At 68.6% G+C, this 16,731-nt stretch carries 12 protein-coding genes and 2 pseudogenes; 7 read left to right on the top strand and 7 right to left on the bottom strand.

All coding sequences use genetic code 11. From position 1 onward, the window contains the following. The first annotated feature begins 38 nt into the window (after positions 1-38). From AC07AZ_RS03300 to AC07AZ_RS03275, 6 genes and pseudogenes are all read left to right on the top strand, one after another. On the top strand, positions 39-1,895 hold the full coding sequence (locus AC07AZ_RS03300) for a DUF4192 domain-containing protein (RefSeq protein WP_478843265.1): 1,857 nt from the start codon (positions 39-41) through the stop codon (positions 1,893-1,895). A gap of 479 nt (positions 1,896-2,374) precedes the next feature. Next, a pseudogene (locus AC07AZ_RS03295) lies at positions 2,375-3,057 on the top strand (glycogen debranching N-terminal domain-containing protein); the annotation flags it as partial. A gap of 131 nt (positions 3,058-3,188) precedes the next feature. Further along, positions 3,189-3,947, top strand: coding sequence for an NUDIX hydrolase (locus AC07AZ_RS03290; RefSeq protein WP_478843263.1), 759 nt, complete (start codon positions 3,189-3,191; stop codon positions 3,945-3,947). A 183-nt stretch (positions 3,948-4,130) separates the two neighbouring features. Continuing rightward, positions 4,131-6,110, top strand: a complete 1,980-nt coding sequence (locus AC07AZ_RS03285) for an ABC transporter ATP-binding protein (RefSeq protein WP_478843261.1) — start codon at positions 4,131-4,133, stop codon at positions 6,108-6,110. A 162-nt stretch (positions 6,111-6,272) separates the two neighbouring features. After that, positions 6,273-7,157, top strand: coding sequence for a FadR/GntR family transcriptional regulator (locus AC07AZ_RS03280; protein WP_478843259.1), 885 nt, complete (start codon positions 6,273-6,275; stop codon positions 7,155-7,157). A 454-nt stretch (positions 7,158-7,611) separates the two neighbouring features. Continuing rightward, entirely contained in the window at positions 7,612-9,162 is a 1,551-nt protein-coding gene (locus AC07AZ_RS03275) for an RNA polymerase sigma factor (RefSeq protein ID WP_478843257.1), read from the top strand. A 1,328-nt stretch (positions 9,163-10,490) separates the two neighbouring features. On the opposite strand, the gene AC07AZ_RS03270 is transcribed toward AC07AZ_RS03275, so the two are convergent. From AC07AZ_RS03270 to AC07AZ_RS03240, 7 genes are all read right to left on the bottom strand, one after another. After that, entirely contained in the window at positions 10,491-11,147 is a 657-nt protein-coding gene (locus AC07AZ_RS03270) for a hypothetical protein (RefSeq protein WP_478843255.1), read from the bottom strand. Further along, complete coding sequence (locus AC07AZ_RS03265; RefSeq protein WP_478843253.1) at positions 11,144-11,752, bottom strand: hypothetical protein; 609 nt, start codon at positions 11,750-11,752, stop codon at positions 11,144-11,146. The genes AC07AZ_RS03270 and AC07AZ_RS03265 overlap by 4 nt, the downstream gene beginning before the upstream one ends. Positions 11,753-11,813: 61 nt before the next feature. Further along, positions 11,814-12,161, bottom strand: coding sequence for a hypothetical protein (locus tag AC07AZ_RS03260; RefSeq protein ID WP_478843251.1), 348 nt, complete (start codon positions 12,159-12,161; stop codon positions 11,814-11,816). Between the two features lie 206 nt (positions 12,162-12,367). Next, complete coding sequence (locus tag AC07AZ_RS03255; protein ID WP_478843249.1) at positions 12,368-13,648, bottom strand: putative T7SS-secreted protein; 1,281 nt, start codon at positions 13,646-13,648, stop codon at positions 12,368-12,370. 47 nt (positions 13,649-13,695) lie between these two features. Further along, positions 13,696-13,995 (bottom strand): hypothetical protein, encoded by a 300-nt coding sequence (locus AC07AZ_RS03250; protein WP_478843247.1) that lies wholly within the window; start codon positions 13,993-13,995, stop codon positions 13,696-13,698. Positions 13,996-14,018: 23 nt separating this feature from the next. Continuing rightward, positions 14,019-15,074, bottom strand: a complete 1,056-nt coding sequence (locus AC07AZ_RS03245) for a hypothetical protein (protein ID WP_478843245.1) — start codon at positions 15,072-15,074, stop codon at positions 14,019-14,021. After that, positions 15,062-15,724 carry a hypothetical protein gene (locus tag AC07AZ_RS03240; protein WP_478843243.1) on the bottom strand — a complete coding sequence of 221 codons (663 nt, stop codon included), beginning with the start codon at positions 15,722-15,724 and terminating at the stop codon, positions 15,062-15,064. The genes AC07AZ_RS03245 and AC07AZ_RS03240 overlap by 13 nt, the downstream gene beginning before the upstream one ends. A gap of 290 nt (positions 15,725-16,014) precedes the next feature. Here AC07AZ_RS03240 and AC07AZ_RS03235 point away from each other — a divergent pair. Next, positions 16,015-16,344, top strand: a pseudogene (locus AC07AZ_RS03235) (helix-turn-helix domain-containing protein); the annotation flags it as partial. Between the last annotated feature and the right edge of the window lie 387 nt (positions 16,345-16,731).

Here is a 16,731-nt window from a genome sequence, read left to right as displayed (position 1 = left end):
GTGAAACGCGAATCCACGATTCGCGAGATGGTCAGCGCATGGCGAATCACAGCGAAACGACTGGACCCTCCGAATCCTCTGAACCTTCTGAAACGTCGCGAACCGGCGAGAACGCGGCATCTCCCGGAACCGCCGGGCCCTCGGGCCCGTTCGAGCCCTTCGACAATGCCTTCGATGCGTCTGACGGCGATACTGCCTGCGACCTCGGAGGCATCGGCGGGATCGGCACTGTCGGCGGCATCGAAGCGCGGGGCCACAGGAGCGGGGGCGGCCACGAGCGAGCCGCTCGAAAGACACCCGGCCTCGCCGGGGCGGGCGCCGGGCGGGGCGGTACCGAGGAGCACGTCGAGTGCCTGACGTACGACGCCCCCGGAAGCGAGCACCAGATCACCCTGCGGAGCCCGGCCGAGCTGGCCGACGCCCTGCCGTATCTGCTCGGGTACCGGCCCGAGGACAGCATCGTCCTGGTCGCCCTGCACGACCGGGGCGGACGCGGCCGGTTCGGCGGCCGGGCCCGCCTCGGCATTCCGTCGAACGAGGACGACTGGGCCTCCGTCGCCCGACAGCTGGCCCACGGCTTGATCACGGGCAGTGAGCGACGAGGGGGCAAGCCCGGGCAGATGGTCGCCTACCTGTGCCAGGAACCGGCGAAGGGTGAGTCGGGCCGGCAGGTCATGACACGACTCGCCTCCCTCGCCGCCACGCTGCGCACCGAGTGCGGCCGGCTGGACGTGCCCGTCATCGAGGCGCTGTGCATCTCCGACGGCCGCTTCTGGTCGTACTGCTGTCCGAGCGAAGGCTGCTGTCCTCCGGAGGGAATGCCGATGGGGCTTCCCGGCACGTCGGTCCTGGCCGCCGCGGCGACGTACGCGGGCCTTCAGGTGCGGGGAACGCTGCGCGAGCTCCGAGCTCGGCTGCAGCCCTGGGAGACCGCCGCGGCACTGGAGCAGGAGACCGTCCTGGACGCCACCAGCATGCGTCTGCTCCCCAGGATGCTGGACGGGGAGGACCGGGAGCGGGTTGCGCAGGAGACCGTTCGGCTCGCCGAGCGGGTCATGGCGCGCTTCGCCGAAGCGCCTCCCGCGCCCGGAGCACTGCCTTCGGACATGCGGGACGACGAACTGCTCGGACACCCCGAAGCCGCCGCTTTGATCATCGGTCTTCAGGACCGTACGACCCGCGATCGCGCCGCCGAATGGATGGAGGTCGACGAAGCCGGCCCGGCTCTGCGTCTGTGGCGAGCCCTGGCCCGCCGATGCGTCGGCCCGTACGGGGAACACGCGGCGGCGCCCCTCACCCTGGCCGGCTGGGTGGCCTGGTCGAGCGGCGACGGCGTCGAGGCCCGGGAGGCCCTGGCCATGGCGCTGGGCGCGGACTCCGGCTATCTCTTCGCCCGTCTCCTGCACCAGGCATGCAACGAGGGCCTCGACCCGGAGTCGATCCGGTCCTGCCTGCGCGCCGAACGGGAAAGGCGCGCGCGGTCGGAACGCACAGCGGCGGGCGACGAGTGGCAGTCCGTCGGCCCGACGGTCCCGGCGCAGTACGACGGGACGCCCACGAGCGCGACGGAGCCGGACGCGGCGCCCTGGGCGGAGGAAGCCGAACCGCTCCCCTCACCCGTCACGGCTTCCCGCAGGCGACGGCGGAACCGCTCGGCAACGCGCCCGGTCACCGGCCCCGGCACCGGGGAAGTGGGCGCGAGGCAGCCTGGAGAGCGTGCATGCGGCACGGACGGATCGGGTCCCCGCGCACGGGCAGCGGGCAGTTCCCGCCCCGGAGTGCGAAGGGCGGCAGGCGTGGGCCCGCGCAGCCCCGGGAAGGACACCGCCTCGGCGCGCGCCACCCGCACCGGCAAGGTCAGCCCTGGGGACGACTCCGACGAGGGGAGCAAATGATCAACCGAGTCACACGGCGCGCCGATTCTCGGTCGGTGACCGGTAGGCGGCCCGGAGAGGCTGTCCCGCAGCGCGGCCGAGCCCGAGGCGCGGCCGAGGACGACGGCCACCGCTGTCATGACGCCGGCAGCAGCTTCCGTCCAGCTCACCGCCGCCATTCGGTCGGCTTCTCCGGCCGTGGGCGTGACCGGCGGGACGTCCGCCCCGTTCACCTGAGTGGTGGAACGCCTGAACGGGCGACGCCGCCGACCGCCGACTTCCCCCAAGAGAAGCCCCGCCGCCGGCGCCGAAACCGTACGAAGCGTTCACGGAGCAGAGGAAGCCGCCCCCTCGCACCAGCCGACCTGCCGGCCGCCCCGCATTCAGCCGGTGACGACGACCGCCGCTCCACCGACGCGACCGCACCGCCCGGGGGAGGGGCGGCCGGCTCGTCACCCCTGCCCACCGGCTTGCACCGGCTCGGCCGGTGCCGTGTGGTCGTGGACGACCGCGGTGGCGGCCGGCCCGCCGCCGCCCGTGCTCCGGACGGACGCCTGATCACACAGCTCGGGGCAGCCGCCGTGCACCTGCTCGACGCCGGCCTGCTCGGCGGAGGCAGACAGGCGCCCGGTCTGCCTCCGCCAAGGTGCAGACCGAACGACTCGCCCGACTGCTCGGGAGCCCGGCCATGGACTCCGGCTGGGCCCTGCGGGGGCTCGGGGAGAAGGAGACCGGTACAGCCCGTTCGGCCACCGCACCGGCGCCGTACGGCTGCGAGACGGTGATCGGTGTGTCAGGGCTGGCCGCCGCCGACTACGGGAAGGAGGCCGGAGCACTGCGGCGGGGCCTGCTCGCGGCCGCCGAGACCCTCGGACACCGGCTCCCTGAGATGTACGCGGGAGAGCGACGTACCGGTGCGAGCGCCCCCGTGCCGCATCCGGCGGCCTGTCGTCCGTCGGCTACGGCAGCGGCCGCCTGTGTGCTGCTCCTGACCACTCTCGCCGGCATCCGCCCCGACGCACCCGCCGCGACGGTGGCGCTGAGGCCCGTGAGCAGCGCGCCTCTGGGAGAGATCAGGCCGACGGGCCTACGGGTGGCCGGAGCGCCCTTCTCCGTGCGCGTCAGCCGCCTCGGCCTCGCCCTGGTGGGGGAGGCCGCCGACGGCCTCCGACTGAGAGCGTGACCTCGCAGAACGCGACACCGGACGCCGTGCGCGAGGCACGCGTCAAGCAGTTGCCGGACCGAGGTGATCGAGCCGCCGATGCGGCCGGTGAAGGGAGTGTTTATCGTCAGGCAGACGACTATGATCGCGACATGCCCTACGACCCGTCAGCCTTTCCGCCCTTCGCCGTCACCGTGGACCTGGTCGTGCTGACCGTGCGCCGCCATGCCCTGTGCGCGTTGGCGGTGCGCAGGGGTGAGCCGCCGTTCCAGGGTCGCTGGGCGCTCCCCGGCGGGTTCGTACGTGACGACGAGGACCTCGCGCAGGCTGCTGCGCGCGAGCTGGCGGAAGAGACCGGACTGCGGGCGCACGACCCGTCCGTCCCCGCCCAGGACAACGGCGCCCACCTCGAACAGCTGGCGACCTACGGCGACCCCAAGCGGGATCCCCGGATGCGCGTGGTCAGCGTCGCCCACCTCGCGCTCGCGCCCGACCTGCCGGCCCCGCGGGCGGGCGGCGACGCGAGCAACGCGCGCTGGGCACCCGTCGAGGAACTGCTGCAGCAGGGCGGGTACGGCCGCGACGGCGAAACGGTCGCGCCGCTCGCCTTCGATCACCACCAGATCCTGGCGGACGGGGTGGAGCGCGCACGGTCGAAGATCGAGTACTCGTCGCTGGCCACCGCGTTCTGCCCGTCCGAGTTCACCGTCGGCGAGCTGCGCCGGGTCTACGAGGCGGTGTGGGGCGTAGCCCTCGACCCCCGCAACTTCCACCGCAAGGTCACGGGGACACCGGGCTTCCTCGTCCCCACCGGCGGCACGACCACACGCCAGGGCGGACGCCCGGCCCAGCTCTTCCGCGCCGGCGGCGCCACCCTGCTCAACCCGCCGATGCTCCGTCCCGAGGTCTGACCTTCGGGCGGACACGGCGGACACGGCGGATGGTCGGCACCACTGAATCCGGCCCCGGACTCCGGCAGTGGCACCCGATCGACCCGAACGAGATCGGCCTGGGGCTGTTCGGAGGTGTCTCGGGTTGCGCGGCGGGCGATCCTATGCCTGCAAATTTGGACATAGCGCGCTATCTTGCTACGGATGATCCAGGCCTTCGGACTGACCGCCAATCCCCGCGAGGACCTGCCGCCCGCTGTCGATGACGTCTCCTTCGAAGCGCGCGCAGGCCGTGTCACCGCGCTCCTCGGAGCCCAGGGTGCCGGCAAGTCGACAGTGCTCAGGCTGATGCTCGAACTGCAACAGGGCCGCGGAATCACCTATTTCAGAGGCCGCCCGCTGCACCGCGTCGCGCACCCGGCGCGAGAGGTCGGCGTGCTGCTGGGGGACGTGCCGGGCCATCCCGCTCGCACCGTCCGCGGTCACCTGCGCATGCTGTGCGCCGCCGCCGGAGTGTCCGTCCGGCGTGCCGACGAGGTCCTCGACGCGGCCGACCTGGCCGCCCTGCGCGACGAACCGCTCGGCACCCTCGCGCGCGGCATGGACCGCCGTCTCGGTCTTGCCTGTGCGCTGCTCGCCGACCCGCACGCACTCGTACTGGACAACCCCGCCGACGGACTCTCCGCCCGCGAAGCCCGCTGGCTGCACGGCATGCTGCGGGCGCACGCGGACCGGGGCGGCGCCGTGCTGTTCACCACGGCCGACGCGAAGGAGGCCGCGCGCACCGCCGACCGCGTGGTCACCCTGGAGCAGGGACGGCTCGTCGCCGACCAGGAGGCGGCGGCGTTCGCCCGCACCCGGCTGCGCCCCCGCGTCGCCGTCCGCAGCCCGCACGCCGCCCGCCTCGCGGCCCACCTCACCAGGGAAGCCCGGACCACCCGGCGCTCCGTCGAGGTCGTACGGGAGGAGGGCAACCGCCTGAGCGTGTACGGCAGTACCTGTGCCGAGGTGGGCGAGACGGCGTTCCGGCATGACATCCTCGTCCATCAACTCGCCGAGGAGACGGGCGACATGGGGCCTCACGCCCGAGTGCCCTTCCCGTCACCGTCGGACCTCTGCGAGGAGGCGGGGTCGGACAGGGCGGTACGGCCGGCCACCGATCCGCTCCCGAGCGGTCAGGCCGATCGCCTCACGACAGATGAGGCTGGTGTCCTGACGACAGGTGGGGCCGAGCCGCCCGCGACCGCAGAGCCCCGGCCCCCGACGAGCACGCCCACCGGCTCGCCCGCGCCCACGCACACAGGCGAGGTCGAGGCCCGCTCCCAACCAGCCGCCCGCCCGGCCCAAGCCCCACGAGCCCGCACCGCGGCCGAAGACTCGCCCGCCCTCCCGCCTCCCATCTCCGTCCGCACCGCACCCAGCCCCCTGCGTCCCCTGCGCTACGAACTACGCCGCGCCACCGGCATCAGCACCGGGTTCCTCACCGCCGCCGCCGTCCTCATCACCTCCGCGCTCACCGCCGTACTTCTGGCCCGCATCGGTCACACTCCGCAGACGCGTCTGCTGACCGCCTGGCCACGAGGGCTGCCTCTGCCGCCGGCGGCCCTCGGCGCGGGACTGCTCGGGGCGCTCGCCTTCGGCGACGAGTTCCGCCACCCCGCCCTCGCCGCGGACCGCGGCACTGTGCCCCGTCGACTGGGGCTGCTCGCCGCGAAGCTCCTCGTCGCCGCCGCAACCGCCCTGCTGCTGGCCTTTCTCACGGTGGGCTGCGACGCCGAGATGCTCTATCTCCTGTACGGACGGGAGCTCGCGGAAGTTCCGGGCGACTGGTTGACGCAGGGCACGAGTTGGACCGGGCTCATGGTCGGCTGCGCCTGGGCCGGCGTACTGGCCGCGGGCCTCTTCCGGTCCACCACGGCCGGGCTCGCCGCGGTGGTCGCCGTACCGGTCGTCGTCGTACCCCTCGTACAAAAGGTCCTGGTAGGGCCGTCTGTACGGACGGCGGCCGGATTCCCCGAGCGGCTGCGTGAGGTGTTGCTGACGCAGTGGCCCTTCGGCGGAGAGCGCTATCTCGCTGCCCTCGCGCGTGTGCTCGGCCAACCTGTGGGTGGCGCACTGACGTTGTCGCTCACGGCACTGCTCTGCGCATATCTGCTCACGACCCTGCGCGGCAGGGTCCGATGACGACCGTCCGTCCTCTTCCGGACCGGGCCTGCCCACAACTCCCCGGAGAAAGCACATTTCTTTCCGATAAGGCGTCAATTGCGATGGGGTGAGCGATCACCCTTTCGTGTGCTTTTCACCAAAGACCTCAAGGGAGTTGGAACCAACGCCGACAAATGATCCGTGAGTACCCTTGCGCACACCATGATGACCGCCGCCCGCTCTGCAGACTCCGGTCTCGCCGGCCCGGGCGATCTCGACCGTTACCCCTATGCCGAGGCGACGACCTCCCGCGTCGGAGGCTCCGTCTGGGACGGCGCGGACCAGGAGCTTGGCCGCGTGGGCCGGCGCGCCGCGGGCAGCCGCGGGCGTGGGCTGCACGGCCAACTCGTTCAGCAGCTGGGACAAATGATTGTGTCCGGTGACCTGGGCGCCGACCGCCCGCTGGTGCCGGAGGAGATCGGCCAGCGTTTCGAGGTCTCCCGCACCGTCGTCCGCGAGTCCCTGCGGGTGCTGGAAGCCAAGGGCCTCGTCAGTGCTCGTCCCAACGTCGGTACGCGCGTGCGTCCCGTCAGTGACTGGAACCTCCTCGATCCGGACATCATCGAATGGCGCGCCTTCGGACCGCAGCGCGACAATCAGCGCCGGGAGCTGAGCGACCTGCGGTGGACGATCGAGCCGCTCGCCGCGCGCCTCGCCGCCGGCCACGGACGCGCCGACCTCCAGCAGCGGCTCGTCGACATGGTCGAGATCATGGGCCACGCGATGGGACAGGGCGACACGCTCACCTTCTCCCGCGCCGACGCCGAGTTCCACTCCCTGCTCATCCAGGCCGCCGGCAACCGGATGCTCGAGCACCTGTCGGGGATCGTCTCGGCCGCTCTGCAGGTCTCCGGCGCCCCGGTCACTGGTTGTGACCGGCCGACCGAGGCGTCCCTGTCGCACCACGGCAGGATCGTCGACGCTCTCGGTGCCGGGGACGGCCCGGCGGCGGAGTCGGCCATGCGGCAGCTGCTCACCGTCCATCCCGAGGTGGAGCGTGTTGTGCCCGCGCCGCGCGAGCACTGACCGCGCACCGTGGGCGGCGCGGCCGGGAATGTGTTGTCGTTTTCCTCCCCCGGCACCGCACGGCCTCCTCCTCCGGCACCGCTCGCCGGTGAACCGTCTACCGTCGGACCCCGCAGGATCTCCAGGGATTCTGCGGGGTCCGACGGCGCGATATGGCGACCGACTGCCTCCGGAGCCCCCGATCAGGGGCCGTAAGTGACCTGGTAACTCCGCGTCTGGCCGCTTTTGATCGTTTATGGGGTGTGACTCGGGCCACGCAGATTGGGCGTAACGCTCGTGGGAACACTGCGATGACCTAAGAGGTGACAGCCGCGGAGGGAATACGGACGCCGTTCAAGGCGCTGTGTATCTCCCCGGCCCGTCCGCACCGTCGGCCCATCCCAAGCCGGTGGTCGGCTCCAGTCCGCGAGGGACGGGGCCGGAAGCCGTTTTCCAACGTTCCGAGAGGTTGTTCGTGTCGGCCAGCACATCCCGTACGCTCCCGCCGGAGATCGCCGAGTCCGTCTCTGTCATGGCGCTCATTGAGCGGGGAAAGGCTGAGGGGCAGATCGCCGGCGATGACGTGCGTCGGGCCTTCGAAGCTGACCAGATTCCGGCCACTCAGTGGAAGAACGTACTGCGCAGCCTCAACCAGATCCTCGAGGAAGAGGGTGTGACGCTGATGGTCAGTGCCGCGGAGCCCAAGCGCACCCGAAAGAGCGTCGCAGCGAAGAGTCCGGCCAAGCGCACCGCCACCAAGACGGTCGCGGCGAAGACGGTGACCACCAAGAAGGCCACCGCCACCACGACGCCTGCGGCGCCCCCCGCCGAGACCTCCGCCGAGGAAGAGGCGCCTGCTCAGAAGGCCGCCGCCGCCAAGAAGACGACGACCGCCAAGAAGGCGGTCGCGAAGAAGACCGTAGCCAAGAAGGCGGCGGCCAAGAAGACGACCGGCAAGAAGGACGACGCCGAAGCAGGCGACGACGAGGCCGTCGAGGAGACCCCCGGCGTCGGCAAGCCCGGTGAAGAGGAAGAAGAGGGCGGGGAGAGCAAGGGCTTCGTCCTCTCCGACGACGACGAGGACGACGCGCCCGCGCAGCAGGTCGCCGTCGCCGGCGCGACCGCCGACCCGGTCAAGGACTACCTCAAGCAGATCGGCAAGGTCCCCCTGCTCAACGCCGAGCAGGAGGTCGAGCTCGCCAAGCGCATCGAGGCGGGCCTGTTCGCCGAGGACAAGCTGGCCAACGCCGACAAGCTCGCTCCCAAGCTCAAGCGCGAGCTGGAGATCATCGCCGAGGACGGCCGCCGCGCCAAGAACCACCTCCTGGAGGCCAACCTCCGCCTGGTGGTCTCCCTGGCCAAGCGCTACACCGGCCGCGGCATGCTCTTCCTGGACCTGATCCAGGAGGGCAACCTCGGTCTGATCCGCGCGGTCGAGAAGTTCGACTACACCAAGGGCTACAAGTTCTCCACGTACGCCACCTGGTGGATCCGTCAGGCGATCACCCGCGCGATGGCCGACCAGGCCCGCACCATCCGTATCCCGGTGCACATGGTCGAGGTCATCAACAAGCTCGCGCGCGTGCAGCGCCAGATGCTCCAGGACCTGGGCCGCGAGCCCACGCCGGAGGAGCTGGCCAAGGAACTCGACATGACCCCCGAGAAGGTCATCGAGGTCCAGAAGTACGGCCGTGAGCCCATCTCGCTGCACACCCCGCTCGGTGAGGACGGCGACAGCGAGTTCGGTGACCTCATCGAGGACTCCGAAGCGGTCGTCCCGGCCGACGCGGTCAGCTTCACACTCCTCCAGGAGCAGCTGCACTCGGTCCTCGACACCCTGTCCGAGCGTGAGGCCGGTGTGGTCTCCATGCGCTTCGGCCTCACCGACGGCCAGCCGAAGACCCTCGACGAGATCGGCAAGGTCTACGGCGTCACGCGCGAGCGCATCCGCCAGATCGAGTCCAAGACGATGTCGAAGCTCCGCCATCCCTCCCGTTCACAGGTGCTGCGCGACTACCTCGACTGAGCCAATGTCGCCCAAGCGCCCCTGACCTGGTGTTTCCCGGGTGAGGGGCGCTTTCGTAGGCGAGCGCAACGCTGCTAGCCATATGCCCCGCTCCTTGACATGCGCTTACGGCATGAACGTATGTAAGGACATAACGCTCCTCTGGACTCCTGGCTGCTTCACCTTTCCGCGGAGCGGAAGAGCGTACAGACGCGGAAGACCTACGGGCGGGGTCAGAGCCTTTCTGTGATGGTGCGACGAGTCGGGCCGTCTCCCGGCCCCGACCGGCAGACCGTAAATTCCTTCGTCTCCTCCCTGCTGGATGGGGAGCGAAGGCGGCAACGGCTCGGTCACGGCAGCCGGCCGTACGCCGCTTCTCCGCCTGGCACGCCGAGGCGGGCGAGATCGCCGCCGACCAGCTGGGGAACCCCAAGCCGCCGCAGCTCGACCACAAGGTGGTGCAGGAGCTCGACGACGATCAGTGCCGGCTGCTGATCAAGGCGTGGTCCGGGCGGGACTTCCGTAACCGCCGCGGCGAAGCGATCGTCCGGTGGACTTCACAGACGCCAAGATGACGCTCGACGACCAGCCCGACGTGGTCCTGTGGCCGGCTCAGCCGAAGGATGCGGAGCCGGTGCCGAAGGTGTCGGGCGTTGGTCCGACTGACCAAGATCGGGTGCGTCAGGAAGATCGCGTCGACCAGTCCTTTCGCAATCACCGGGCTGGGCGCCAGGGCTCTCACCGAGCCCGCCAGGAGACTGCTCCCCCATCCGGCCAGAAGAGCTCGGAATGAAGATTGGGATGGGGGTGCGTTGGGAGTGTGGCGCACCCTCATTCGCACGTTCGTCTTCGCACCCGCGTACCCTGAGAAGCACTCCACCTGACCAGCGATGCACCTTCCGGTGCCCCTAGTCAGCCCAAGACGCACCCTCCTCCTGGGGTGCACGCAGTGCCCCCCCCGGAGGTGCGAGGTGCAACGGCTCTTTTGAAAGTAAAGATGAAGCCCTGTGGCCCAGGGCCTCGGCGAAGTCGAGTGATGCCCGGTTTGTGTTCGTGAAGTCTCAGGAGGTGAGGGGCGTCGAACGTCGCAGGCCCCACGAATTCGCGTGCTGGTAGCTTCGCGTCCATGATCGACCGCTGTGGCATGTCGGCCATCAGAATGAAGCTGGCGACGACGGCTCGACAGTGCATGTCGATGAGAGCGGCGTGTTCTGCGACTGAGCGCGGCCAGCTGGCGAGTGTACGTCGAGACCAACGGGTGCGGTGGCATCCAGCGCGCCGGATGCCACCAAGCCGTTTACGTCGTCGCCGTCCATGACGACTCCGCGCGAGCGGTGGTCTGACGTCATCTATGTCCCGTCTGGCGAAATCTCGTCTTCCGGTTCGAGATCCCAAACGGCGACACTCACCGTGTGTGCCAGCTCTTCGATGTCCTGGGCGGCCCGGATGACGTGCGCTGTGTCATCAGTGGCAGTCCACAGGACCACGTCGGCGCCGACTTGCTCGTCCCGCCAGGCGTAGCGGAGTGCGGCGATGACTTCGGAGGTGTCGTCCTGCCGTAGGTAGCGGAATGCCCGCAGCCCCTCGCCGAGCTGTCTGGCATGGAATGACTCGACGACCGGCGGCTCGACGGCTTCTGGGTCCTCCGCTCCGACCAGGAAGCGCAGGGTCTCCTCCCTGGAGCCCTGCGCGGGCTTGACCGTGGCGCAGACCTGGAGCGGCATGCTCGTCGGTTCCCACATACGCAGCAGCACCCGAGTGTCGAAGGGTTCCGGTGCGAAGGCTTCTGCGAAGTGCCGGAGCCTGTCTGTGAGGAAGGAGATGCCCGACTCTCCCGGATCCTGTCTGTAGGCCCGACAGAACAGCTCGGCGCACGTACGTGCCCAGACGCTGATGTCCCGCCATTCCTCGGTGTCCCAGCGCGGTGGGAGCTCCAGCCAGCGACCCGGGTTGTACTCGATGTCGAGGCTGAACTCGTGCTCGAGCACGACGTGTGGCTCAGTCATGTCCAGCTCCACCTGAAGGTTGTCATCAAGGCGTCGAACCACTCGACCATCGCATGAGACAAGTCGTCCTGGGGGTTACCCGCGCCGATCGTGGAGAACGCGACCACCAGCCACCGAGCGGGATCGGCGGGTACCGCCACGAGGTACTCCACCCGGCGACTGGCAAGCTCGACGCCGCGCTCCGGGGCAGCCGCCACGACCCGCTCCCGGCGAACCGCGACGGCTCCGTCGATCTCGCCACTGCTCAGGTCGAGCTCCGACGTCTTCATCGGGCTTTGGCTGGACAGAAGTCGAACCGCGATCTCGGCCGGGTCGCACACCCGGCTCACATCGATGCCGGGATCCATGGGCAGTGGAAGATGCGCCTGGGAAATGGTGAACGAGGCCCCGAGATTCACCTCGTCCGCCAGCTTCAAGGGCAGATACATTTCCAGCGCCTCGGCCTTGCGTGCCTCCGTTACGGCGGCCAACAGTCTGCGTTTCAGTTCCAGTCGGAGGGGGGTCAGCTTGTCACGCGATACATCGCCCGGCAGGCGGGCGAAGGCGGAGGTGATGATGAAACGGACCGCGGCTTCTGCGTCTCCTTGCCGGAGCGGGATCTGCACCCAATCCTCGGGGAGGAACAGGTGATAGCCCGTTGGAGGAGGGGCCGGTTCGATTGTGCCGTCAACCATGTTCGCCAGCCCGCCAGTTGGTGTACCAGAGGCCCGCGTGCACTGCGACGCTGATCGCGACCCCGGACCACAACTGCCAGTACCCGCCCATTGCGGCTCCGAGGAAGGCCATGACGAAGTAGAGGCCGCTGATGACTCTCAGGTCGAATTCCAGCGTGTCGCTCTTCATCCTGATCTCCGGTCTCCAGAACCGGACCAGCACCAGCAGGGGACTGAGCGCGGCGACATCCAACGCCCATGTGGGCACCGGAAGATCAATTCCTGCTGTCTTTCGATCCTGCAACGAGACCATGAACCAGAGGACCATGACGAGGAGGATGCCGAGCAGTACGTAGCGCACACGGGCTCCCAGCCTCTGGTACCTCTCGTCCTCCGGACCAGGTGTGGGAACTACGGAGCCGAACACACCGGTTCCGGAACCGCCCTCCGCCCCGCGGGGGTGAGAGTCTTGAACCGCGGAGGTACCGCCGCGTTCCCGAGCCCGGCGCGCCTGCTGCGTGCGCGCGCTCTTCGTGAGACCGGTCTTTCGCTTCTCCGGTTTGAACTTCACCATTGCGATCCGATCCCCGCCCCCGGCGCCGTCATGTGTCCTTTGGCGTTCACGTAGGTGCTGGACCATTCGTCTCCAGCCCGCCCACCGAGGTCGAGGACGGCGCTTGCGATCCAGTAGGACTGCGAGATCCCCTTTTGGCGCGCCGCCTCCGAGGCCATGTCGCTCAGCCGCTGGCTGTCAGGGTACCTACCGCTCATACGCTCGACGTCGTTGACCTGCTGAGCCATGGTCTTGTCACCGAGGGCCTTGTACGTCTCCGTCCGCGTCACCTCCGGCATGGCTTCATCCCGGGTCCGGACGCCGGCGGCTCGCCCTTCCTGGTTGTCCGCGATCCTGCGCAGTCGACCGAGTCTTCCACCACCTCGTCCGGTGGCGGCCCGGTTCATCCTGGCCGCCCGCTTCGCCTGCTGTTCTGCAAGGCCCTTTGCGAGGGATCGCCCTTCCTTCTGCAGTGACTTGATCGCCTTGGCCGCCGTGACACCGTTCTTGGCCATCTTGAACGCTGCGATGTCGGTGGTCACGTCGAACCAGGAGCCGTTACCCGTCACTGCCATCAAGAGGTGGATTCCGAAGACGATTCCGGTCAGGATTCCGGCCACTACGCCGAGGGCCGGACAGAAGATCGCGGCGATCGAGAGCACCGTGCAGGCGTTGCTCAGCCAGTCGGCCACGGTCGCGAGCCAATCGGCATCGCTGACCCACGCCTTGAGGTCGTTCCACCAACTGTCTTCCATGTCGTCGTCGATCGACGACCGGATCTTGCCCGCGTAGTGGTCCGCGCGCTCGCGATAGAAGGACACCGCCGAGTTCAGCTTCCGGCGGGCCGCCTCCAAGTCGTCCTTGGCCCGCGTGACAGCCGGATCCTCGGACGCGGTGTCCTTGTCGGACGTGGCAGAGCCCTTCTTCGCACCGTCGTCTGGCTTGTGGGCGTCGATGATCCGCTGTGCGTCCTTGGCATCGTCCAGTGCGCGGTCGGCCTTCGTCTGGGCGGTCTCCATGTCATCCGCCCAGCCGCTGAGGTGCCCCTTCACTTTGCGGTAGCGATCCTCGGCAAGATCCAACCTGCGCCCCAGGCCACGCGCCTTGTCACCGAGCTCGTCCGCGTACTTGCCTTTGAGGCCGTCGCAGTCCGCGATCGCTTGCATAGCGGCTGCCTGCGTGCGCAGCTTCTCGGCCACCTTCTTCATGTGCGTGACCTCGCGCCGGATCCCTTCCGGATCACCCGGCACGGGATCGACCTCTGCGAGCGGCGCCCAGTCAGCCGGTCGCGCCATGGATGTTCCCTCCGTGAAGTGACCTCGGTCCGTGTGCGCCCAAGGCGCTACTTCTTCTTTCCGGTGGTGGCGTTGGCCAGGTCGTCGTCGAGCCCCTTGAAGGCGTCGCTGGTCGTCTTGACCATCTTCCCGACCTCCTCGATCTCCTCGACCAACCGCTTGCGGTTCTTGTCCCAGTTGTCCACGAAGTCACCCATGGCGCTCTCGATGCCGCCGCCACCCAGCAGGGACCTGATGTCCTGCTTCCAGTCCTCCAGGCCCTTGAACTCGCGCTGGATCTGGGCGAGTTGCTTGGCACTCGTGGACAGCAGGTCGTAGTCGACCTGCAGATCCGATCCCTTCGACATGCCCGCTCCCCGTGTTACGCCCGTCAGCGGTTGACGGCCTGGATCTCCTGGACGATCACGTCCTGCTCGGCGCCGAACGTGCCGTCCGGCAGGGCCCGTTCGCCGTTCACCCCGGTACCGGCCCAGTGGATCTTCCAGGTGATGGTCGCCCGCAGCTTGTACGAGCCGGCGTCGGAGGAGCGCAGGTACCTCACCCCGCACGGCGGAGTCTCGTGCGCCTTCCCCGTCGTGTAGGCCTCACCGATCCGGCCGCCGTGGATCTCACACACGCCGGACGCCGGGAAGGTCGCGGCGTCGGCCGTGCCCGGCTCGATCTTCAGCGACACCGGCTCGGCAGTGGTCGTCGCCTCGATCCCGAGCAGCGGGACAGATGCGGTCACCGACTCCGGCCGGAACTTCGCCGCGTCCAGCCACGCCCACGTCTCCAGGTTCACCTTCGTGGTGCCCTGCGGAGCGAGCTGCACCTTGGTCGACGGAACGCGGATCTCGGCATACGCGAGCTGTGCGAGCATCTCCGGCGTGATCGCCTGGGGAATGTCCGCCGGCGGAGCCTCACCCTCGTTCACCCAGAAGATGGACTTGTCGCAGTCGATCGCACCCGGGTCGCCCTCACGGCCCGGGGTGACGTACGAGTCCCACCAGTAGCCCTTGCCGGTCTTGTCCTTGTTGAAGTCCTTGTACGTACCGGGGGTCTTGCCGCCGTTCTCGTACTTGTTGCGCTGCTCCTGGTCCCACTGATACCCCGTCGACTCCTGCCCCCAGATCGACTCCAGGTACTTCTTCAGCTTGGCCGGGGTGTACTTGGGCGCGTAGTAGCAGGCGGGCCGAGTCCATGTGGTCGTGGACGTCACGGCTCCTGCGGACGGACCTGAGCCGTTCTCTCCGCGGTCGAAAACCACCGCGCCTGCGGTCGCAGAGAGCGTTCCGTCCTCGGTCGCGTTGCCGTGCGGCGTAGGGGTGGTGTTCTCATTGCCTTCTCCACCGCGCCCACCGGCGTAGGCGGCTTGCGGAGCAAGCACCCCCAGGCATACGAGCGACACCAATGCCAGTACAGTGACCGACCGTTTCACGGCTGGCACTGGTCAGCACCTCGCTTCGAAATGATCTTCGTTGTCTGCCACACACCGGCGGTCTTCTTGACCAGCTTGGTGTTGTACAGGACGTAGCTGTCAGACGTGGTCGGCGTCTTCTCGGTCTTGCCCGTCTTCCGGTCCTTGAGGAAGGACTTGCTCTCGTCGGAGCAGTAGATGACGGAAGCGCTGCCGTCATCGCGGAACGTCACCTGCCGGTCGAAGTACCGAGTCGTCCCCGTCCATGAGCGGTCGTCGTCCAAGTAGCCCTTGATGAACGTCCTCGCACTGTCCAAGGCGCCTTCGGCGCTGTAGAAGCTCAAGGCCTTTGTGTTCACGACCCGGCGGAAGATCGCGTCGTCCACGGAGTCAATGCGCTGAGCGTTGTCGGCGAGCACCGCGTCCTTCTTCGCGTCCCCAGTCTTCTGCCCCTCGAAAACGTTGCGGGCATCGGACGGGAACTTGATCGTCGGACGCCCAGCCGTATCCGCCGAGGTCGCACTCGGCGACGCCGAGGTCGACGAGTCGTCTCCTGTGCCGGCGCCCGCGATCTTGTCGTTGCCGTTGGAACTGTTGTCGCCACTCCCGCAGGCGGACAGCGACAGGGCCGCGGCAGCGGTCAGCGCGACGGCTGCGGGCAGGGTGGTGCGGCGCTTCACGGATGGCTCCCGGTGGGGCGAGGGTTCTCACGAGTGTGCCAACGCTATCGGCGGGATCTGGGTGACAGCAGGTGCGATCGCGTCAACCCAGGGCGACCAAATGGGCATATCCCAACAGAAGTCCCCGTTGACTGCCAAGTCGCACTGTCACTATTTCGTAATGCAACGCAATCTGTGAGCCTTTTCAGAGTGTCCACCGATGGGGTGACGGCGAGGTGGACCGCAACGCACGAGGCACCCGTGTTCGAGGGAGGTGTTCGAAGTCTCAGGTCATCAACACAGGTGCCTCGTTGGTTCCCTATCCTGCCGCACTCGATCTGCCCCACGCGTTGGCCGAGTGGGTCACCATGCGCATCGTCACCCGCGAGGGTGACCGCCGCTGCAAGCTCCCGCCGCACCAACGTGCGCTCGTCGCTCTGGTGTACCTGCGCAAGCACGACACCCTGGCCCGGATCGCGGCCGGCTTCGGCATCTCGGTGGGTACCGCCCACGCCTACACCACCGCCGTGATCAGCCTTCTCGCCGGTCGGGCGCCGGGCTTGCTCAAGTCCCTGGGCGAGCACGAACCAAGGTACGTCCTGCTCGACGGAACGCTCGCCGAGTGCGACCGTGTGGGCGACGGCTCTCGCCGAGTACGACGAACGCGGCCTGCCTGTGGGCCTCATCGCGGACCGACGGAGGTATCTGGCGTCAGGGGTACGACCAGTACGGCGCCCGCGCCTCGGTCACTGATCCGTCCGGCCTCACCACCCGCTTCGCCTACGACAGGGCAGGTCTCCTGAGCTCCATCACGGACCCGCTCGGCAACACCACGCACATTCGCCACAACAGGGCCGGACTACCGATAGAGGTGACCGATCCCGTCGGCGGGGTGACGGTGTACGCGTACAACGCCCTGGGACGTCAGATCGCCATCACCGATGGGGCCCTCAATCCGGCTGTGACTCAGTCCACGATCCGATTCGGCACATTCGTGCCCAGCAGAGCTCACACCTGCGGCCCATGGT

This window comes from Streptomyces sp. NPDC043878 (assembly GCF_056435735.1).
This window is presented reverse-complemented; position numbering and strand designations above follow the sequence as displayed.

Bases quoted from the DNA above. Each gene is read 5' to 3' on its own strand.
- AC07AZ_RS03300 (WP_478843265.1), top strand. From the start codon at position 39: ATGGCGAATCACAGCGAAACGACTGGACCCTCCGAATCCTCTGAACCT.
- AC07AZ_RS03290 (WP_478843263.1), top strand. From the start codon at position 3,189: ATGCCCTACGACCCGTCAGCCTTTCCGCCCTTCGCCGTCACCGTGGAC.
- AC07AZ_RS03285 (WP_478843261.1), top strand. From the start codon at position 4,131: ATGATCCAGGCCTTCGGACTGACCGCCAATCCCCGCGAGGACCTGCCG.
- AC07AZ_RS03270 (WP_478843255.1), bottom strand. From the start codon at position 11,147: ATGACTGAGCCACACGTCGTGCTCGAGCACGAGTTCAGCCTCGACATC.
- AC07AZ_RS03255 (WP_478843249.1), bottom strand. From the start codon at position 13,648: ATGGCGCGACCGGCTGACTGGGCGCCGCTCGCAGAGGTCGATCCCGTG.
- AC07AZ_RS03250 (WP_478843247.1), bottom strand. From the start codon at position 13,995: ATGTCGAAGGGATCGGATCTGCAGGTCGACTACGACCTGCTGTCCACG.